We start from the raw sequence: 19924 nt of genomic DNA on the forward strand, positions 1-19924 counted from the left end.
TGGAATTATCGAATCATTTTTTCTATCGGAATAATTAAAATTCCTTCGGCACCAAGATTTTTGAGTTGCTCTATAATTTCCCAATAATCGTCTTCTTTGATGACGGAATGTAAACTGCTCCACTCTTTATTTACTAAGGGTAAAATGGTTGGTGATTTCATTCCGGGCAACAAAGAACAAATGCATTCAATAGCTGAATTTGGAGCGTTCAACAAAATATATTTGTTTTGTTTTCCATCTCTAACCGATTGTATTCGAAATAATAATTTGTTTAAAATAGCTTGGTTTTCTTCCGTCAAATTTGGATTTGAAATCAATACGGCTTCACTTTTGTTAACGGTTGCTACTTCTTTCAATCCGTTCATTAAAAGTGTGCTTCCGGTACTAACGATATCAAAAACGGCATCGGCAAGACCAATGCTTGTGGCAATTTCAACGCTTCCGCTAATCTCTTCTAGAAAAACAGTGATGTTCTTTTCAGTAAAAAAACTCGTTAGAATTTTAGGATAACTTGTAGCAATTCGCTTTCCTTCAAAATAATTTAAATCGGTATAGATTTCGTCTTTTGGAATTGCCAATGACATTCGGCAACCAGCAAAACCCAATTGTTGAATAATAGTAACTTGTTTATCTTTTTCCCAGACTTCATTTTCACCAAGAATTCCAATATCTGCAACGCCTTGTTCTACATATTGCGGAATATCATCGTCACGTAAGAATAGAATTTCAACAGGAAAATTTTGCGCAACGGCTTTTAGTTTTCGTTCACCGTTAGAAATTTTGATGCCACATTCTTCAAGAAGTTGTAGTGATTTTTCACTTAATCGGCCACTTTTTTGAACCGCAATTTTTAAAGTATTCATTTTTGATTTGGATAAAATCTGAATGTACTGCGGAGGGCTGAAAAACAAAAAACCGTCTAAGTACACTCAGACGGTTTTTAATTATAAGTATATACAATACATCATTAACTCGCCTGTTTGCAAGAATGATGATGATGTAATTGTGAGATAATCGTATTCATTTTTTAATTTTGATAAAACAAACCTAACGATAAATTTTGAATTAATACAATCTTTTTTAAAATTTAATATTTTCGGACTTTAATTTATTTGGAATAATCTGCCGAATAATGCTTTGATAAAGAGCCTTTTGGGGCATTTCCAAATCACTTGTAGATCTTCCAAAAAAGAAGTTTCTTCATCAAGGAATTTGAAGATTAAAGTTGGATTTCCTTTTTTGAAAAGTGCTGAAAAAACTTCGGAACCCAAATCATTTCTTTTATTCAATACATCCAAAAAAAGCAAATCATAGAACCAGAATTTATCTTTTTTGTGGAATTTTGTGAAGTCAGTTTCGGTCAATAGTAATTGTACCAAAGCTTTTGATTTCTTCGTAGCATTTTTAAAAGTAAAGCCTGTACTTGCTTTTGTCCAACCTCCGGCAGAGCCTATATTGATGATGTTTTTCGAATTGTGTTTCCAGAATTTATATGAAGTCATCGGAATGTTTCCCTGCTCTTTTTCGATTATTTTGTATTCGGTGATTCCTAATTTTTCAATGTAATTCTGGATTTCGGTCTCGTATTCGGCTGCCGAAAGTAAATCTTTAGAGAACAAAGTGTATTCTATTAAAGCTTCGGTTTCCAATGTCGGAAGCACATACATAAATCGTGTATTGCCTTTTTGTTCAACTGAAAAATCCATAAAGGTAGCGCAATCCGGATTGAAAACCGCTTGGTTACTTTTGATAAACCAACCAATAAAGTGTTGGTGCAGAAAAGGATATTTGGTTTGATTTTTTACAATTTCAGGATTGAAAATAGAATTGAAAACTTTGTTACAGGTATAACTTTCGGCAGCTGTTTTTACCACACAATGATTTCCCAATTCCTGAAAATCGATTACTTTTTGATTGACAAAATGAATGTTTTCTTGTTTGGAAATTGTGTCGAAAACCAACTTGTAAAAATCCAAACCCTTTACCATTTTGTATTGATAAGGCTTTAGATTTAATTCTCTTTTGAAGTTCTTGTCAGCAAAAATCGCAGCCTTCCATTTTTTAGAAACGACTTCTTCAAACAAGTTGTTTTCATCCCAAAAGCACCAGGTTCTATCATTAGATTTTTTGGAATTTTCATCAATCAGCAAAATCGTTTTATCTTCAAATTTGCCTGAAAGCACCATTTCATATACGGTCATTAAAGCCGATAAACCGGAACCCGTAAAAATGTAATGGTAGTGTTTCATTTATATTCGGAACGAAAAACCAAACGCAATATAATGCTCTGGCGCATTGTCTGTAATGCCAATTCCTGAAGACAAATCTACCATAAAATTGTTGTTTATCAAATAGGTAAATCCACCATCAAAATTGTGATTTGCTTTGTCTTTTTCCGGTGCAAAGCCAAACAATTCAGCATAACAGCCTAGCTTTTTGTTTATAGAATATCCAGTTGTCAGGGTATAAATAAAAGAGGTTTCCGGTGTCAATCCATCCCATTCACAACCTAAATTATAACTCAAAGAAAGCTTTTCTGAAAGCGTATGCTGCATCGTAAATCTGAATTCAGGAGCCACAAAATCGTTTTTGTATTTTGATGAAGCGGCATTTGGCAAACCAATATGTCCAATGAAAGAAGTCTTTGGGATTATCCCTTTTTCTTCGCAAAGCCTGACTTTAAAACCAATCAAAATCGGAGTGAAACCAGAACTTTTTTCATCATTTATTTTTTCAGAAACAAATTCGGTAATCAATCGCAATTCAAAATTTTCATTTACACCATACTTCCATAAAACGGCAGGCAAACTATTGCTTTTACTTATTTCATCATTCTTTTGAAAAGTGAAACCTGTCTCAACTTGGAACATTCCTTTGGGAACAATAGCCGGAGTTTCGGTTTGATCCGGTCTGTCACATTGTATGGGTTCAGTAGTTTGCGCTTGAATTGTAAAGCAACCTAGAATGCTAAGTAAGAGGATTATCTTCTTCATGATTAATTTTTAGACAAAACTAAAAAAATATTTACCTTAACCAAATTTATTTTTATATTTGTGCAAAAGTTTATAAAATGAGCAAATCTTTAGAGGAAGTAAATGAGTCGGTTTCGACCCAAAATAAAACTACTGTTTTTAGAAAAATACTGGCATTTTTTGGTCCGGCCTATTTAATCAGCGTTGGTTATATGGATCCGGGAAACTGGGCAACCGATATTGCCGGTGGAAGTCAGTTTGGGTATGCCTTACTTTGGGTTTTATTGATGAGTAATATCATGGCGTTGCTCCTACAAAGTTTGAGCGCACGTTTAGGAATTGTTACACAACGTGATTTGGCGCAGGCATCACGAGAAACCTATTCAAAATTCATAAATTATATTTTATATTTTCTTGCCGAAATTGCTATTGCGGCATGTGATTTGGCCGAAGTACTCGGAATGGCAATTGGACTAAATTTATTATTTGGAATTCCGCTACTTGAAGGTGTACTCATTACAGTTTTAGACACTTTTTTGTTGCTGTTTCTAATTAATAAAGGCATTCGAAAAATGGAAGCTTTTATCATCGCATTGGTAGCTATTATCGGGTTTTCATTTGTTTTTGAAATGATTTTTGCACAGCCCGAAGTAGGAAGCGTTCTTAAAGGATTAATTCCAAGTATGCCAAGCGAAGAAGCACTTTATATTGCCATTGGAATCATTGGAGCAACTGTAATGCCGCACAATTTATACTTGCATTCGTCCTTAGTGCAAACCCGAAAATTTGACCGAAGCAAAGCTGGAATCAAGCAAGCATTGAAGTATAATTTTATAGATTCTACCATTGCATTAAATCTGGCATTTTTTGTAAATGCAGCAATTTTAATTTTAGCAGCGGCTACTTTTTACAAAAACGGATTATTTGAAATTGCCGAAATTCAAGATGCGCATCGACTTTTAGAACCTATGTTGGGAACACAATGGGCGCCAATTTTATTTGCCGTAGCACTAATTGCAGCGGGACAAAGCTCCACAATTACGGGAACATTGGCGGGTCAAATTATCATGGAAGGGTATTTAAATTTACGAATTCAACCTTGGGTTCGACGCATCATTACCCGATTAATTGCTATTGTTCCGGCTGTAATTGTCATTTCAATTTTTGGCGAAAGCGTAACCGGAAAAATGCTGATTTTAAGTCAGGTGATTTTGAGTTTACAATTGGGTTTTGCCATCATTCCATTGATTCATTTTGTGAGCGATAAAACCAAAATGAAAGGATTTCAAATAAGTACAATTACACAAATTGCCTCATGGATTGTAGCCATTGTAATTGTTTCATTGAATGCCAAATTGGTCTTTAACGAAATTCAGGGCTGGCTCGAAACTTCTGAAAATCCTATTGTTTTATGGCTTACGGTTGTTCCGTTAGCATTTGGGTTCCTGATTTTGCTTTTATACATTATATTCAAACCATTTGTAACAGATGCAAAAGACGTAATCGGAAATCATTCGCCTCACAACATGATTGTAAAACTTAGTCCGGAACGAAATTATGAAAAGAAAAACATAGCCATTTCGGTTGATTTTTCAGATGCCGATGAAAAGGCATTAAATCATGCTTTCGATATAGGGAACAAAGAAACAAAATACACCTTGATACATGTTGTAGAAACGGTAGGCGCTATGATTTATGGGAATAATACCAGCGATCTCGAGACAACAATAGACGAAAAATTATTATTGGATTATAAAAGGCTTTTAGAAGAAAAAGGATTTCAAATAGAAATCAAATTAGGGTTTGGTAAGCCAGGAAAAGTCATTCCGAAAATCATTAACGAAGGCAATTATGATTTGTTGATTATGGGAACTCATGGGCACACCGGTTTCAAAGATTTGATATTTGGCACAACCGTTGACAACGTCCGACATAAGATTAGCATACCTTTGTTTATTGTAAAAAATTAATTTTTGAAGCTATTTCCAGTTTCGTCCCAAAAGACGAGAGGCTAAATCAGATTACATAATACTATGACTTTTTCAGAAGAGAATTATTTAAAAACAATATATCATATTACGGCTGCTTCAGGTGTTGAGGTAAGTACCAATGCTATTGCTGAAAAAATGGAAACTAAAGCGTCTTCAGTAACTGACATGCTGAAGAAGTTGGCCGAAAAAGAATTAATAGTTTACAAAAAATACCAAGGCGTTTTATTGACAGAAAAAGGGAAACTCTCAGCCAAAATGATTGTTAGAAAACACCGTTTGTGGGAAGTTTTTTTGGTAGATAAATTGCAGTTTTCCTGGGACGAAGTTCATGATATTGCAGAACAATTGGAGCACATAAAATCAGAAAAGCTTATCAATAAACTGGATAATTTTTTGGGCAATCCAACCGAAGATCCACACGGAGATCCGATTCCGGATGCAAATGGAAAAATCAATAAAGTAGAAAAATTAGTATTGGCCGAACTCAATGAAAACCAAACCGGAATTTGCATTGGTGTCAAAGATTCGTCCACACAGTTTTTGAAATATTTGGATAAAAATCAAATTACATTAGGTTCTAAAATCGAGGTTTTAGCCAAAGAAGAATTCGATTTGTCATTGCGAATAAAAGTGGAAGAAAAAGCGGTTACCGTTTCAAATATGATAGCCAACAATCTTTACGTAAAAATTGTTTAGTGACAGCCACAATCATCATCGCCACAGTTTTTCTTTGACTTCTTTTTCCAAAAAAACTTCCGGATTATAAAAATCAAAGCTACTGCAAGAGTAAGATAAACTAAGATTTGTTGCGTTTCCATTTATTTCAGGATTTGGTAAGCAATCAATGCGGTTATATAAGCAAATCCACTCATAAAAATCAACTGGACTAATGGCCATTTCCAGGAATTGGTTTCCTTCTTTGTTATGGCAAGCGTACTGGCACACTGCATCGCGAAAGCATAAAATAACAGCAACGAAACGCCGGTCGCAAAGTTGAATACTTTTCTGCCGTCATCATGAACTTCAGATTCCATTCGGTTTTTTATTGTTGAGTCATCATCACTTTTACTTCCAACACTGTAAATGGTTGCCAGTGTTCCGACAAAAACTTCACGAGCCGCAAAAGAAGTAACCACAGCAATACCGATTTTCCAATCATAACCCAAAGGTTGAATTACAGGTTCAATAGATTTCCCGATGATTCCAATATAGGAATGCTCTAATTTATATTCAGAAACCCTGTCCGAAATCACAGATGGATTTATCTTCATTGGAGAAGAATAAACTTCTTTTTCAACTATGTTTTGAGCGTTTTTAAAATCATTTCCAGGACCATGTGAACCCAAAAACCATAGGATTATTGAGATTGCCAAAATAATTTTCCCGGCTCCAAAAACAAATGATTTTGTTTTTTCAATTACGTTAATCGCCACATTTTTAAAAAGCGGCAATTTGTAATTTGGCATTTCAACAACGAAGTACGATTTGGTTTTAACCTTTAAAATTTTATTTAAAATGTAGGCCGAAAAAATCGCCATTCCAAAACCCAAAAGATATAATATCATCAGTGTTGCGCCTTGCAAACTGAAAACACCAAATAAGCGTTTGTTTGGAATTATCAAAGCAATCAAAATGGCATAAACCGGTAAACGTGCTGAGCATGTTATAAATGGTGTAACCAAAATGGTAATTAGTCGTTCTTTCCAGTTTTCAATATTTCTTGCACTCATAATCGCTGGAATCGCACAAGCTGTGCCCGAAATTAACGGCACCACACTTTTGCCCGAAAGTCCGTAACGTCTCATGATTTTATCCATCAAAAAGACAACACGGCTCATATAGCCACTTTCTTCAAGTACAGAAATAAAGAGAAAAAGAAACGCAATTTGCGGAATGAAAATTACTATTCCGCCAATTCCCGGAATGATTCCTTCGCTAATTAAATTGGTAAATTCTCCAGCCGGAAGATGCGTTTTAGCATAATTTGCCAAATCGGCAAAAGAGGCATCGATAAAATCCATCGGATAACTCGACCAATCAAAAATAGATTGGAAAATCAAAAGTAAAATACCAAAGAAAATAGCGTAACCAAAAATTTTATGCGTTAGTACTTTGTCTAATTTGGAGCGCAAATCGGTGGCGTTTGTTGAGTCGATGGTTTGCCCAACTTTCAAAGTGTCATTGATAAATTGGTATCGTTTGATAGTTTCCTTTTGCTGTAACCGTTTTAAATCGGAATGCGATTTTGTGAAAGTATTTCGGATTTCATTTCGTTCCAAATTCAAAAAATTCACATCCTGCGTAATCACCAGCCAAAGTTTGTACAACAACTGATTTGGAAAAGCATGACGGAGTTTATTGAAATATTCAACGTCAATAATCGAAGCATTAAGACAAGGTTCGCTGGAAAGATTTTTATAATCGACAATCGTGTTCTTAAGCTCATCAATTCCAATGCCTTTTCGGGTACTAACCAAAACAATTCTGGTTTTTAGCTGAACCTCCAAAAAGGAAATATCCAGTGAAATCCCTTTTGATTTCATTCTATCAGTCATGTTAATGACAAGAATGGTCGGAATTTCCAAATCTTTTATTTGGGTAAAAAGTAAAAGGTTTCTTTTTAAATTTTCAACATCTGTAATTACAACGGCAACATCGGGAAAGAGTTTGTCGTTTTTATTAAGCAATAATTCGATGACAACATTCTCGTCAATCGAACTTGCATTCAGGCTATAAGTTCCGGGTAAATCAAGAATATTGGCTTTGATTGTATTGGTTAATTTGCAAAAACCCAATTTTTTTTCAACGGTAATACCGGGATAATTTCCAACCTGTTGCTTCAATCCTGTCAATTGGTTGAAAACCGAAGTTTTTCCGGTATTTGGATTTCCAATTAAGGCAACATTGATGTTCTGGATGCTCATGCTTGATTATTTCTCATGGATTTCAACTTCAATCTCACGAGCAGTTTCCTTTCTGATAGCCAAATGAGAACCATTATTTACATTCAGATAAATGGGATCGCCAAGCGGTGCAATTTGGATAATTTCCAAAGTGTTGTCAGGGAAGCAACCCATTTCTAAAAGCTTTAGCGGAATTTTATCCAAATCAACATAAGTGATTGTGGCGATGTCTCCAATTTGTAATAAATCAACAGTGGTTTTCAATGCTTATTTAGATTGAATTAAGATTACAAAAGTAAGCATAAATTGAGAATATTAAGTGATAAATGTCAGTTTAACTACTTTTTATCATTTTCGCAAAGCCAATTGATATCGTCAATCAGGCGATTGATTTCTTCTTTTTTAGTTCCGTCATAAAAGCCACGAACTCTTCTATGCGCATCGACTAAGACAAAATTTTCGGTGTGCACCATATCATACAATTCATTTGGCTTGCCCAATTTTACTGCCAGATATGATTTTCGCGCCAAGCTGTAGATATCTTTTTTGTCGCCCGTAACCAAGTTCCATTTGGAGTCAATAACACCTTTTTCGAGAGCATATTTTTTCAAAACAGGAACACTGTCAATTTCCGGAGTTACCGTATGCGAAAGCAGCATCACTTTTGGGTTATTTAAAATGGCTTTTTGAACATCAACCATATTGGTGGTCATAATTGGGCAAATGGACTGACAAGTAGTGAAGAAAAAATCGGCTACATAAATTTTGCCTTCATAGTCTTTTTGCGTAATTACTTTTCCGTTTTGATTGATAAACGAGAAGTCGGCAATTTTATGTTCCCGGGCAATATACTGAACAGTTGAATCGACTAATTCAGGATTGACGGCTGAAGGATTGTAGATGGGAAGTGTTTTACTTGGTTTTAAAACATTGTAAAACAATGTAATGGTTATGATGGAAAAAATCACAAAAGTTCCAATAAAAATCCTATATTTCTTTATGGTATCGAGCATTCTTTTTTTTACTTAATAACAGTTTGACCTGCGGTATTGGGTGCAAAAGTACAAAAGCAAGTCCTTTCTTTGTAACATTTTGAAAGCAATTAAGACATATAATTCTGTTAAAAAATCTTTTCTTTCATCAGAAAGAATAAATTTGTACCACTAAAAATAAACCAACTATTTATGAAGTTCACTATTCTTTCAAAAACATTGTTGACAGCAGCTGTATTTACAAGTGCTTTTCAAATCAATGCACAGCAAAAAACACCTGGAATTAATTTGTCTTTGATGGACAAAAAGGTAAGTCCAAAAAACGATTTTTTTAAGTTTGTTAATGGGACATGGTTAAAAAATACAGAAATCCCGGCAGATAAAACCCGTTGGGGAAGTTTTGATGAATTGCGTCAAAACACAGATAAAGATGCATTGGCTATCTTAAAAGAGGCGACTAAAAATCCAAAGTATGGTTCAAATACCGATCAAGGGAAAGCCATAAACATGTATAAAGCAGCTATGGATACCGTGGCAAGAAACAAGCACGGAATTGATCCGATACGTCCTTATTTAGCAAAAATTGACGCAGTTAAAAACATGGTCGATTTGCAAAAATTGATGATGGAGACAGAAGCTAAAGGTGGTGGTGTTGGATTTTTTGGCGTTGGAATTGGGGCTGATGACAAAAACAGTAACCGAAATGTGGTAAGTTTAGGAGTTGGCGGATTAGGATTGCCAGATAGAGATTACTATGTTTCAGAGGATAAAGATTCTCAGGAAAAAAGGGCTAAATATGTACTGCACGTAGCAAGAATGTTACAGTTCTTAGGAGAAAAACCAGAGCAGGCAAAAGCAAATGCGGATAAGATTTTGGCTTTAGAAACAGCAATGTCAAGTCCAAGATTAGACAGAGTTGAAAGAAGAGATGCCAGAAAGCAATACAATCCAACAGCGATTTCTGATTTGCAAAAAATGGTTCCGGCTATTGATTGGAACACCTATTTAGCTCAAGTTGGCTTCAAAAAATTAGACACTATTATCGTAAGCCAACCTCGTTATATGACAGCCTTACAAAAGATTTTTACTGAGAACAAAGTTGAAGATTGGAAAGCGTACATGCGTTGGATGTTGTTAAGAGGTTCTGCATCGACATTATCAACTGATATTGAAACGGCTAACTGGGAGTTTTACGGGAAAACATTGACTGGTGCTTTGAAACAAAGACCGCGTCATGAGAAAGCGCTTCAGGTGGTTAACGGAACCGTTGGAGAGGCTCTAGGAAAATTATATGTTGAGCAAAAGTTTCCTGAAGAAGCAAAAGGAAAAGCAGCCAAAATGATTAAAAATATCATGCGTGCTTATGAAAACAGAATCAACAATTTAGCTTGGATGTCTGCAGAAACCAAAACAAAAGCGATTCAAAAATTAAATAGTTTAACGATTAAAATTGGATATCCTGACAGATGGAAAGACTATTCCGCTTTAACGATTAAAAGCCCGGACGAAGGCGGAAGCTTTTTTGAAAACGGAAGAAATGTAGCGGAATGGAATTGGAAAAAAGATTTAGAAAAACAAGGTAAACCAGTAGACAAGACAGAATGGGGAATGTCTCCTCAAACCGTTAATGCGTATTACAATCCATCATATAATGAGATTGTTTTCCCGGCAGCAATTTTACAACCGCCTTTTTATAATTATCAAGCAGACGAAGCGGTAAATTATGGTGGAATCGGAGCGGTTATCGGTCACGAAATTTCACATGGTTTTGACGATGAAGGTTCAAGATATAATGCAGAAGGGAATCTTGTAGATTGGTGGACTGAAGATGATTTAAAACAATTCACAGCATTAGGTGGCGCATTGGCAGACCAATATTCAGCTTTAGAACCATTGCCTGGAGCTCATGTTGACGGGAAATTTACTTTGGGTGAAAACATCGGAGATTTAGGTGGAATTAACGCCGCTTATGATGGTTTGCAATTATATCTAAAGGAAAATGGAAACCCTGGATTAATCGATGGATATACACCAGAGCAACGTTTGTTTATTTCATGGGCAACTGTTTGGAGAAGCAAAATGCGTGATGAAGCTTTGAAAAATCAACTAAAAACTGATCCACATTCACCTGGAATGTACAGAGCTTACGTACCATTGTTAAACCTGGATACTTTCTATAAAGCGTTTGATATCAAACAAGGAGACGGAATGTATCTTGAACCAAACAAACGAGTTAAAATTTGGTAATCAAATTCCAATTATAAATAAAAACCTCAAGGTAATACTTGAGGTTTTTTTATGCTTTTTAGTAAGCCAATTACACTGATTATCGCCCAGGTTCCTTCGAGAACCACGAAAGGCCAAAACCGAATAAGATAGGAAGAAAAACAGGCAATGGCGCCACCAAGAATATTCAAAGTATAGAATAGAATTCCATCTTTTTTTATCAGTGAAAATATATTCAGAAAATAAGCTATCAGGATTAATCCAACACCGATTGTTCCGATGATGTCTGTTGTATTCATAGTGTCATTTTTTTAAATTTATAACCTAAAGTGTTTTCCAGTTTATTACTCAAAATTGTTTTTCCGACCGAGATTTTAGTTTCGTCAAATTCCGGTAACGGTAAATTTAGTTCTAAAGCTTTTTGGATGTAATAGTCTTTTCGTGTCGGATGAAATGGAGCGACAGCATTGAAAGTTTCTCCGAAAGAATTTTGTTCGATTATTGTTTTGATGATTCCAATGCAATCCGTTTGATGAATTAAATTGATTGGAGCCTCCGGATTTTCGATATCTTTTCGTCCCGCCAAAAAATGTACTGGATGTCGTTCTTCGCCGATTAATCCGCCAAAACGAACAACTGTAGTTTTGAAATTTGCATTGTTTTGCAAAAGGTTTTCTGCTTGTAATAATTGTTTTCCGCTTTCCGAATTGGGATTTGGTTTTGTTGATTCGGCAGCAATAGAATTATCATCAGCATAAACCGAAGTTGAACTTATAAAAACAACTTTTTTAATCTTCGATTTTTCGATACACGGAATCAGATTCTGAATTTTTTTGACAAAGTTTTCGCTGGTAACACTTCGCAATTTGGGCGGAATATCAATAATCAGGATTTCTGAAGTTGCAAGAAACGAATCGATTTCTCCTTTTATTTTATCTTCAGAAACTTCAATTTGAAACGCTTCAATTCCGGCATCTTTTAAAACCGGAATTTTATCCAAAGAAGTAGTCGAACCTTTTACTGAAAATCCTTTTTCCAATAATGATTTTGCCAAAGGCAAACCAAGCCAACCACAACCTAAAATAGAGATTTGCTTCATCGTTTCAAGCTGTCAACTGCAACATTCAAAGTATCTCTTCGTTCGTAATAATTCCTCATAGCAGGAGTTTTAACCAGAGTTTTTGGCGATGGTTTTAGCTTCTGTTTGATAATCACGGCATCGTTTAAAACAAAAGGCGTTGGAATCATTCCCAGTTTTCTTCGAGTCATTTTTATCGAAGGATTTGCCAATAAATCAAACGAGCTTTCCACTAAATCTAAATCCAGTTTTTGTGAATTTGAAATGGAGAATTCCAATTCTAACGGAAGATTGCCCACAACATAATAGGTTAACAATTTGCCCAAAGTTTTGGAAGCAATATTGCTTTTAAAATCAATCGGTTTTACACCATTGGCTTTTAAATTATTGATTTGACTATTGTTGTTTACAAAAACATCATAACGATTTACGCCTCGGTTTGGCGTGATTTTTATTTTGTACAGATGCTGATTTCCTTTAATGGTATCACGAAGAAATTCAATGGTTGGTTTCTGAATATTCTTCAGTGGAGCGTCAGCCATAAAAGTATATTGTGAACCATATTTGCTATATAGTTTATTCGAGTTTAAAGTGGTCGCTGCTTTTGGTTTTTCACCCAAATAGGTTTTTGTCCATTCGTCTAGATTGTTGTCATAGGTTGCCCAATTCGTTTTGTTTGCATCAGCATCTAAAATGTAGACCAAACTGTTTGGCTTTGCTTTTTCATTGGTATAATCCGAAGTTTGATGCGCTTTGATAAAAAATCCAATTGAAACTAAAATAAAGAAGATGGCCCAAATTCCTTTTTTGACATACGAACCAAAAATGGGTAACAATAAAGTAAAACTTAAAACTGTCAGCACTGCACTTCCAAACAAAATTTTTAATCCCAAACCAATTGGAAACATCTGAATAAAAGGCACCAAAATTATCAGCGTTGGAATAGCCAAAAGACAATTCAATATCCAACCCGATTTTTGCGTAAGCACATAAAAGCCTAACATCAACGAACTGGCAATAACCGGAATTATCAAAAATCCGGCGCCTTGAAGTTTAAAAGCAATGCCAAGATTGATAAGCAGCCAAACAAATAATGGCGCCACCATTTGACTCATTTCCGGATTTCGTTTGCCGTCATTTTGATAAAACAAAAAGCAAATCGCTAATGTCAAACTCACAAAAGCATAAATATAATCGTGACCATTATAGGTAAATCCGTGAAGAATGTCGTTGTATTGCGGATAGAAATTCAACAGCAATTTCCAACCTACATAAGTCAATACACCTGCCGTAACAAGTGAACCTAAAAGCGGCACAAATCCTTTTATGATTTCGTCCAAACGAAGTGCACGTTTCCCCAAACCAACAAAAACAAATAGTAAAAACAATCCAAAAGCTACAATCAGCATTGGTAAAATCCATCCAAAAGGATAACTCACAAAACTAAAGGGCACATTGAAATAGACTTTGTTATCGGCCGAATTAAAATCAGTCAAATCAGCATTTGAAAAATAATTCAGCAACGGAAACAAATAACTTCCCTGATGCGCCAAGGTTTTCGGATCAAGATTTTCATATTTATCTTGTGCCGTGTGATAATTAAAATGACTGTCGATAAAAGCGAAATTAAACCCTTGAATTTTTCCCCTTTCTCTGAAAACAGTCAAATCGGTATCGTTTGGCAACATTTTATAAATGCTGTACATCAACGAATTCGAAACAGGATAACTCACATTTCCTGCTTTGAACGCATCAACCATTTTGGCATTTCCGTCATTGGTTTCCATCAGCATATAACTTGGTCCGGAACTTCCGCGCGCTTCAAAATTCAAAACCAAACCAACTTCTTTGGACAATTTATGTTCTGTGACAAAAAGCGCTGCACCATTCAAACCCAATTCTTCAGCATCGGTAAAAAGAATAATGATGTCGTTTTTGTGTGGCGTTTTATTGTGTAGAAAAGCACGAACGTTTTCCAAAATTGCAGCAATGCCCGAAGCGTCATCACTCGCGCCTTTGGAGTACGAATGTGGCGCCGAATCATAATGCGAAAGCAATAGTAATGCTTTGGTGTTTTTGGAACCTTTTATTGTAGTAACAATGTTTTTTGATTTGACCAAGGTTCCTTTTTCGGTCATAGTAAAACCTTCCTGAACTGAGGTTTCTAAACCTAAATTTTGTAATTCTTTTTGGAGATAATTGGCAACAACTTCGTGGTTTTTGGAACCAATAAAATGAGGTTTTTTCGAAATTTCTTTTACGGTTGCTAGAGCTCTTTTGGTAGAAAACTCCGAAAGCGGCGCTTCCGTTTGGTCATAACTTTGTGGCATCATAAAGAAGAAAATACCGAACAGCAATGCCACAAGAACTAATAGGGAATAAATCGAAGTATTATTTTTTCTCATTAAGACAAAATTAATGTTCTTTTTTTACTAACATATAAAAATCGTTATCCAAAAATCGATAACCTTGGTCATACACAAAATAATAAGTGTTACCAGTTCCCGTATTTAGTATGTTGGTAAAAAAATCAAAGTCGAAACCTTTGCTTAACAGCTTGGATTTCGTGGTTTTTGATTTCCCTTCCAGATTGAGGTCTGACAAAATTCGGTAATTTTTGCGTAACTTGTTGTTGATGTTACGCATATAATTTGTGCTGTCTTTGTTTATTTTGTTGTTGTAAGCATTGCGACAGCCATCGCTGCAGAACTTTTTGTCCTCGCGACCTACAATTTTTTCACCACATTCTAAACAGACTTTACTCATTTTTTTGTCATTGCGAGGAACGAAGACAATCGAGCGCAGCGACAGATCGCAAGCTAATCTCATCATCCCTAATAATAATTTCTTCTAGGAGCGAAAGGCTTGGGCATTTTTGGATTCCGTTTTCCCGCTGTCCGCTCTACTTCGTGCCGCTTCCATCGGGGCTAAACCGGAATTATCTTTTGTATTTGTCAGCCTTTTCTCATTCAAATATAATAAAAATATTTCCGTTTACAAACGTTTACAAACAATTACAACCGAAAGTAAATGCTTATTTACCGAATAATTTTCGCAAACCGTCACAACTTTGCCTCGTTGATTTGACACAACAATCTCAAACAACAAAACTATTTTTAACAATAACATTTAAATTTTAAACGCCATGAATGCAATGAAAAACAAAGTACAGTTAATCGGTCACGTAGGACAAGAACCAGAAATCAAAGCCTTTGACGGAGGAAAAAAAGTAGCCAACATCACCATCGCTACTAATGAGTATTACACCAATGACAAAGGTGAAAAAGTAGAAGAAACCCAATGGCACAGAGTATCAGCCTGGGGCAAAGTAGCTGACATCATCGAAAAGTATGTAACCAAAGGAAAAGAAATCGCCATCGAAGGAAAACTTACACACAGAAGTTATGACGACAAAGAAGGAAACAAAAAATATGTTACAGAAGTAGTTGCCAATGACATTCTTTTGTTGGGGAAATAGTTTTTTCAAATACCAATGGAAAACGGCAAAGTTCAACTTTTGCCGTTTTTTTATTGCCAAAATCGTAATCTTTTAACGCAAAAAATATAAAGTTGTCAACACGCAAACGTTTTCGGTGTCGATTTGAAAATGGTTAAGTAACGTTTATTCAACAATTTAGTTACATTTAAAATGTCAAAACAACCAAAACCATGAATAAATTAAAATTAATACTGATTTTAATTGCAGTCGTTTGCACTGCAAATTATGGTTTTGCCCAAGTTGGGATTAATACTGTAAATCCACAAAGCACTTTAGATATTAATGGGAATCTTTCAGTTAAAGTTATTACATTAAACGGAAGTGGTTCCATAACTCCGATTAGTGATGGCGTATACATTTCAATAAACCCACAAGCAACGGATCAGGAATTTCAGTTACCGAGTGCAGTTGCTTTTCCCGGAAGGATGTATTTTATAAGAAATATTAATAATGCTTATACGGCTAAACTTATTTCTGCAGCCGGAATGTTATTTCCAAAAAATTCTACAACAGGAAGTACACAGATCTATATGTATGAGGGAAATTTGCGCACTGTAACAGTTGTCAGCGATGGAATTAATTGGACTTATATTAATTAAGATTTAGAGTAAAATTTCCAAAACATCCGATATTTTATCCAATGTTCTAAAATTAGGATGATTTACTTTATGACTGATTATTTCGTGTTCCCAAGTCGTGTGAAACGGAATATGAACAGCATAACCACCAATGCCTAATACCGGCAAAACATCCGACTTCAATGAATTTCCAATCATAAAAAATTCTTTTGACTCAATTTCCAATCGCTTCAAGAGTTTCTCGTAATTCACTTCTTGTTTATCGGCCATCACTTCAATATGATGAAAGTAAGGGCCAAGTCCGGAGTCGTGAAGTTTTCTTTGTTGGTCTTTCAAATCGCCTTTGGTTGCCACAATCAGTTTGTATTTCCCCTGAAGTGCTTTCAGCGTTTCTTCAACGCCATCTAAAAGTTCGATAGGTCTTTGTAATAATGCTTTCCCCAATTCAATAATTTCTCCAATAACTTCAATAGACAAAGTGTTGTTAGAGATTTTCATTGCGGCTTCAATCATTGACAATGTATAGCCTTTAATACCGTAACCATATAAGTCCAGATTGCCAATTTCGGTTTTAAACAATTCCTGTGACAAACTGTGATGTGACAAATAACTACTCATCAAAGCGCAGAATTTTTGCTCTGTTTCCTGGAAATAAGGTTCATTGACAAATAAGGTATCGTCAGCATCGAAGGCAATTACTTTTAAATTCATAGTCGTTGTTTTAGTAAAAAAAACTCCATCAAGAAGAAGGAGTTTTATATTTTTTCAGCAAGTCAAACATTGGACAACGTTTGCAGCGTTTGCTTTCTTTTTTTTTATATTTCTCACAACATTCTGACTTGCAATTTTCAGCAATCTTGTGGAGTTTGAGAAGTACTTTTTCTGACTTCTTTTTGGATTTATGTTTTTCTTTATTACTCAAAATGAGTGGATTTCGGATTAATTATTGGGTAATTCCGATTGAGCTTTTAACGACTATTTGTTGAATATCTCTATCAAATAAATACAATCCGCCTTTGTCATCTCCAATCAAATTAATTTTATCTAAAATGGTTTTTGCCTGAGCTTCTTCTTCAATTTGTTCAGCAACATACCATTGTAAAAAGTTGTGTGTGGCATAATCTTTTTCTTCAAAAGTCACATGAACCAATTTATTAATTGAGTCTGAAACAAATAATTCATGATTATACAGTTCTTCAAACATTTCTTTCATAGCTCCGAAAGAAGTTTTAGGCGCTTTCAAGTCAGTTACTATTGCGTGTCCGCCGCGTTCGTTAACATACTTCACCAACTTTAACATGTGCATACGTTCTTCATCAGATTGGGTATACATAAATTGCGCAACACCTTCTAAACCTTGTATCTCTGCCCAGCAAGCCATTGACAGATAAACCTGTGAAGATTCTGCTTCGATTCGGATTTGCTTGTTTAATGCAGCTTCTATATTTTTTGATAACATAATTCGCTATTTTTTTATAAAGTTAAAAAATAAATCGCTTAGTCTAAGTATGTCTGAATTGTTTTTTAGCTAATCAAAGCACCATTATCAACACCGTCAGCATCCGGATTTACAAAAACTAATTTGCCTTCAGCATTATTGGTCATCAAAATCATGCCTTTACTTTCTACACCACGCAAGGCTCTTGGAGCCAAATTGATTAAAACCGTAACGCGTTTTCCAATTACTTCTTCAGGCGAAAAATGTTCTGCAATTCCCGAAACGATGGTTCTAACATCTAAACCGGTATCTACTTTCAATACTAAAAGCTTGTTGGCTTTTGGCATTTTTTCGGCTTCAACTATGGTTCCAACGCGCAAATCTAATTTGGCAAAATCGTCAAATGTTGCTGTTGGTTTTTGAGGTTCGGTTGCTTTATTTTCCATCGCGTTTGATGTTTTGGTAGCTTCTAGTTTGTCTATTTGTTTTTGAATTTCGGCATCTTCAATTTGGGCAAATAAAATTTGCGCTTCACCAATTTGATGTCCGGCAGGAAGTAAATCAGATGTTTCTGAAACCGAACTCCAACTTAGATTTTTACTATTCAAAATGGTTGCTAATTTGTTTGCAGTAAACGGTAAAAAAGGTTCACATAAAACCTGTAATGCAGCTGCAATCTGAAGTGCCACATACATTTGTGTTTGTACTCGTTCCGGATTGGTTTTTACCATTTTCCACGGTTCTTCGTCGGCTAAATATTTATTCCCCAAACGAGCCACATTCATTAATTCGCCTTGCGCTTCTCTAAATCTATATCTTTCAATCGAAGAAGAAATCACAGAAGGATAAGCCTTTAATTCGGCTAAGGTTTGGGTGTCAACTTCATTAAATTCATTAGGCGTTGGAATGATTCCGGTGTAATATTTATTGGTTAAAACCACCACACGATTTATGAAATTTCCAAAAACTGCTGCCAGTTCGTTATTATTTCTTGCCTGAAAATCTTTCCAGGTAAAGTCGTTGTCTTTTGTTTCCGGCGCATTTGCTGTCAAAGCGTAACGCAAAACATCTTGCTTCTCCGGGAAATCCTGCAAATATTCATGCAGCCAAACTGCCCAGTTTTTTGAAGTCGAAAGTTTGTTTCCTTCCAAATTCAAAAATTCATTTGCCGGAACGTTATCAGGTAAAACATAAGTTCCTTCCGCTTTTAACATCGCCGGGAAAATGATACAGTGAAAAACAATATTGTCTTTCCCAATGAAGTGAATCAGTTTTGTATCGTCTTTTTTCCAGTAATCTTCCCAATTTTTTCCTTCTCTTGCTGCCCATTCTTTGGTCGAAGAAATATAACCAATTGGCGCATCGAACCAAACGTATAATTTTTTCCCTTCCGCACCTTCAACCGGAACGTCAATACCCCAATCCAAATCACGGGTTACCGCACGAGGTTTTAATCCATCGTCTAACCAAGATTTCACTTGCCCCAAAACATTTACTTTCCAGTCTTTTGCATGGTCTTGTAAAATCCACTTTTGTAAAAAATCTTGGTATCTGTCTAATGGCAAAAACCAGTGTTTTGTTGATTTTAAAATTGGCGTATCACCTGTAATTGTTGATTTTGGATTAATCAAATCCGTTGCATTCAAAGTGGAGCCACAACGTTCGCATTGATCTCCATAAGCTTCAGGGTTGTCACATTTCGGACAAGTTCCGGTTACGAATCTGTCGGCCAAAAACTGATCAGCTTTGGCATCATACAATTGTTCGGTAACTTCTTCAATGAAATCGCCATTATCATATAATTTTCTAAAAAATTCCTGAGCCGTATCGTGATGAATTTTGGAAGATGTTCTCGAATAATTATCAAATGAAATTCCGAAATCGATAAACGACTGACGAATAATTCCGTGGTATTTGTCAATAACCTGTTGTGGTGTAATGCCTTCTTTTTTGGCTTTCATTGAAATGGCAACGCCGTGTTCATCGCTTCCACAGATGAAGGCAACATCTTTCCCCTGCAATCTTAAATAACGGGCATATATATCGGATGGCACATAAACGCCCGCCAAATGCCCAATATGAATTGGACCGTTGGTATAAGGCAACGCGGCTGTGATGGTATATCTTTTTGGATTTTCTAACATGATAAAATTCAGTATGTAATTTGCAAAAATAAGCAATACCTTTTTTATTTGAAGCTATTTCCTGCTATCCGTTTCAATCTTTTTTGAAATGTAACACTTCGAC

At 35.5% G+C, this 19924-nt stretch carries 19 protein-coding genes; 5 read left to right on the forward strand and 14 right to left on the reverse strand.

The window, feature by feature from the left end:
• Positions 1-5: 5 nt before the first annotated feature.
• The 3 genes from hisG to GS03_RS03490 all read right to left on the reverse strand — a co-directional run bounded on the left by hisG (position 6) and on the right by GS03_RS03490 (position 2993).
• On the reverse strand, positions 6-863 hold the full coding sequence (hisG, locus tag GS03_RS03480; protein ID WP_136151181.1) for an ATP phosphoribosyltransferase: 858 nt from the start codon (positions 861-863) through the stop codon (positions 6-8).
• 240 nt (positions 864-1103) lie between these two features.
• Positions 1104-2249 carry a lycopene cyclase family protein gene (locus tag GS03_RS03485; protein WP_136151182.1) on the reverse strand — a complete coding sequence of 382 codons (1146 nt, stop codon included), beginning with the start codon at positions 2247-2249 and terminating at the stop codon, positions 1104-1106.
• Positions 2250-2993: a transporter gene (locus GS03_RS03490; RefSeq protein WP_136151183.1), complete on the reverse strand. Its 744-nt coding sequence runs from the start codon at positions 2991-2993 to the stop codon at positions 2250-2252.
• A 77-nt stretch (positions 2994-3070) separates the two neighbouring features.
• Between GS03_RS03490 and GS03_RS03495 the strand changes: the two genes are divergently transcribed.
• On the forward strand, positions 3071-4942 hold the full coding sequence (locus tag GS03_RS03495; RefSeq protein WP_136151184.1) for an Nramp family divalent metal transporter: 1872 nt from the start codon (positions 3071-3073) through the stop codon (positions 4940-4942).
• Positions 4943-5005: 63 nt separating this feature from the next.
• Positions 5006-5659, forward strand: a complete 654-nt coding sequence (locus tag GS03_RS03500; protein ID WP_136151185.1) for a metal-dependent transcriptional regulator — start codon at positions 5006-5008, stop codon at positions 5657-5659.
• Here GS03_RS03500 and GS03_RS03505 read toward each other — a convergent pair.
• The 4 genes from GS03_RS03505 to GS03_RS03520 all read right to left on the reverse strand — a co-directional run bounded on the left by GS03_RS03505 (position 5656) and on the right by GS03_RS03520 (position 8879).
• On the reverse strand, positions 5656-5781 hold the full coding sequence (locus GS03_RS03505; RefSeq protein ID WP_136151186.1) for a FeoB-associated Cys-rich membrane protein: 126 nt from the start codon (positions 5779-5781) through the stop codon (positions 5656-5658). The genes GS03_RS03500 and GS03_RS03505 overlap by 4 nt on opposite strands.
• On the reverse strand, positions 5782-7887 hold the full coding sequence (gene feoB / locus GS03_RS03510) for a ferrous iron transport protein B (RefSeq protein ID WP_136151187.1): 2106 nt from the start codon (positions 7885-7887) through the stop codon (positions 5782-5784).
• Between the two features lie 6 nt (positions 7888-7893).
• Entirely contained in the window at positions 7894-8130 is a 237-nt protein-coding gene (locus GS03_RS03515) for a FeoA family protein (RefSeq protein WP_136151188.1), read from the reverse strand.
• Positions 8131-8204: 74 nt separating this feature from the next.
• Positions 8205-8879, reverse strand: a complete 675-nt coding sequence (locus GS03_RS03520) for an SCO family protein (RefSeq protein WP_136151189.1) — start codon at positions 8877-8879, stop codon at positions 8205-8207.
• A 171-nt stretch (positions 8880-9050) separates the two neighbouring features.
• Between GS03_RS03520 and GS03_RS03525 the strand changes: the two genes are divergently transcribed.
• Positions 9051-11105, forward strand: a complete 2055-nt coding sequence (locus tag GS03_RS03525; RefSeq protein WP_136151190.1) for a M13 family metallopeptidase — start codon at positions 9051-9053, stop codon at positions 11103-11105.
• Between the two features lie 26 nt (positions 11106-11131).
• Here GS03_RS03525 and GS03_RS03530 read toward each other — a convergent pair whose 3' ends face one another.
• From GS03_RS03530 to GS03_RS03545, 4 genes are read right to left on the reverse strand one after another with little or no spacing between them, the layout of a single operon-like run.
• Entirely contained in the window at positions 11132-11383 is a 252-nt protein-coding gene (locus GS03_RS03530) for a CBU_0592 family membrane protein (protein ID WP_136151191.1), read from the reverse strand.
• Complete coding sequence (locus tag GS03_RS03535) at positions 11380-12183, reverse strand: SDR family oxidoreductase (protein WP_136151192.1); 804 nt, start codon at positions 12181-12183, stop codon at positions 11380-11382. The genes GS03_RS03530 and GS03_RS03535 overlap by 4 nt, the downstream gene beginning before the upstream one ends.
• Entirely contained in the window at positions 12180-14567 is a 2388-nt protein-coding gene (locus tag GS03_RS03540; protein WP_136151193.1) for a M20/M25/M40 family metallo-hydrolase, read from the reverse strand. Before GS03_RS03540 ends, GS03_RS03535 begins: the two co-directional genes overlap by 4 nt.
• Before the next feature lie 10 nt (positions 14568-14577).
• Positions 14578-14928 carry a hypothetical protein gene (locus GS03_RS03545; protein WP_136151194.1) on the reverse strand — a complete coding sequence of 117 codons (351 nt, stop codon included), beginning with the start codon at positions 14926-14928 and terminating at the stop codon, positions 14578-14580.
• Between the two features lie 379 nt (positions 14929-15307).
• Between GS03_RS03545 and GS03_RS03550 the strand changes: the two genes are divergently transcribed.
• Both GS03_RS03550 and GS03_RS03555 read left to right on the forward strand, forming a co-directional pair.
• Positions 15308-15640, forward strand: a complete 333-nt coding sequence (locus tag GS03_RS03550; RefSeq protein ID WP_136151195.1) for a single-stranded DNA-binding protein — start codon at positions 15308-15310, stop codon at positions 15638-15640.
• A gap of 191 nt (positions 15641-15831) precedes the next feature.
• Complete coding sequence (locus GS03_RS03555; RefSeq protein WP_136151196.1) at positions 15832-16260, forward strand: hypothetical protein; 429 nt, start codon at positions 15832-15834, stop codon at positions 16258-16260.
• Between the two features lie 3 nt (positions 16261-16263).
• Here the strand turns inward: GS03_RS03555 and GS03_RS03560 are convergent, their stop codons facing one another.
• The 3 genes from GS03_RS03560 to metG all read right to left on the reverse strand — a co-directional run bounded on the left by GS03_RS03560 (position 16264) and on the right by metG (position 19821).
• Positions 16264-16950, reverse strand: a complete 687-nt coding sequence (locus GS03_RS03560; protein ID WP_136151197.1) for an HAD family hydrolase — start codon at positions 16948-16950, stop codon at positions 16264-16266.
• 232 nt (positions 16951-17182) lie between these two features.
• A complete protein-coding gene (locus GS03_RS03570) occupies positions 17183-17698 on the reverse strand; it encodes a ferritin (RefSeq protein WP_136151199.1) in 516 nt (171 codons plus the stop codon).
• Positions 17699-17763: 65 nt separating this feature from the next.
• The gene (metG, locus tag GS03_RS03575) at positions 17764-19821 is read right to left on the reverse strand and encodes a methionine--tRNA ligase (protein WP_136151200.1); all 2058 of its coding nucleotides are present in this window, start codon (positions 19819-19821) and stop codon (positions 17764-17766) included.
• Positions 19822-19924 lie beyond the last annotated feature (103 nt).

This window comes from Flavobacterium sangjuense, from assembly GCF_004797125.1.
GTDB classification, from domain to species: Bacteria; Bacteroidota; Bacteroidia; order Flavobacteriales; family Flavobacteriaceae; genus Flavobacterium; species Flavobacterium sangjuense.

What these genes read in the sequence shown, in the direction of transcription:
- hisG (WP_136151181.1), bottom strand. Translation starts at nt 863, where the DNA reads ATGAATACTTTAAAAATTGCGGTTCAAAAAAGTGGCCGATTAAGTGAA.
- GS03_RS03485 (WP_136151182.1), bottom strand. Translation starts at nt 2,249, where the DNA reads ATGAAACACTACCATTACATTTTTACGGGTTCCGGTTTATCGGCTTTA.
- GS03_RS03490 (WP_136151183.1), bottom strand. Translation starts at nt 2,993, where the DNA reads ATGAAGAAGATAATCCTCTTACTTAGCATTCTAGGTTGCTTTACAATT.
- GS03_RS03495 (WP_136151184.1), top strand. Translation starts at nt 3,071, where the DNA reads ATGAGCAAATCTTTAGAGGAAGTAAATGAGTCGGTTTCGACCCAAAAT.
- GS03_RS03500 (WP_136151185.1), top strand. Translation starts at nt 5,006, where the DNA reads ATGACTTTTTCAGAAGAGAATTATTTAAAAACAATATATCATATTACG.
- GS03_RS03505 (WP_136151186.1), bottom strand. Translation starts at nt 5,781, where the DNA reads ATGGAAACGCAACAAATCTTAGTTTATCTTACTCTTGCAGTAGCTTTG.
- feoB (WP_136151187.1), bottom strand. Translation starts at nt 7,887, where the DNA reads ATGAGCATCCAGAACATCAATGTTGCCTTAATTGGAAATCCAAATACC.
- GS03_RS03520 (WP_136151189.1), bottom strand. Translation starts at nt 8,879, where the DNA reads ATGCTCGATACCATAAAGAAATATAGGATTTTTATTGGAACTTTTGTG.
- GS03_RS03525 (WP_136151190.1), top strand. Translation starts at nt 9,051, where the DNA reads ATGAAGTTCACTATTCTTTCAAAAACATTGTTGACAGCAGCTGTATTT.
- GS03_RS03530 (WP_136151191.1), bottom strand. Translation starts at nt 11,383, where the DNA reads ATGAATACAACAGACATCATCGGAACAATCGGTGTTGGATTAATCCTG.
- GS03_RS03535 (WP_136151192.1), bottom strand. Translation starts at nt 12,183, where the DNA reads ATGAAGCAAATCTCTATTTTAGGTTGTGGTTGGCTTGGTTTGCCTTTG.
- GS03_RS03540 (WP_136151193.1), bottom strand. Translation starts at nt 14,567, where the DNA reads ATGAGAAAAAATAATACTTCGATTTATTCCCTATTAGTTCTTGTGGCA.
- GS03_RS03545 (WP_136151194.1), bottom strand. Translation starts at nt 14,928, where the DNA reads ATGAGTAAAGTCTGTTTAGAATGTGGTGAAAAAATTGTAGGTCGCGAG.
- GS03_RS03550 (WP_136151195.1), top strand. Translation starts at nt 15,308, where the DNA reads ATGAATGCAATGAAAAACAAAGTACAGTTAATCGGTCACGTAGGACAA.
- GS03_RS03555 (WP_136151196.1), top strand. Translation starts at nt 15,832, where the DNA reads ATGAATAAATTAAAATTAATACTGATTTTAATTGCAGTCGTTTGCACT.
- GS03_RS03560 (WP_136151197.1), bottom strand. Translation starts at nt 16,950, where the DNA reads ATGAATTTAAAAGTAATTGCCTTCGATGCTGACGATACCTTATTTGTC.
- GS03_RS03570 (WP_136151199.1), bottom strand. Translation starts at nt 17,698, where the DNA reads ATGTTATCAAAAAATATAGAAGCTGCATTAAACAAGCAAATCCGAATC.
- metG (WP_136151200.1), bottom strand. Translation starts at nt 19,821, where the DNA reads ATGTTAGAAAATCCAAAAAGATATACCATCACAGCCGCGTTGCCTTAT.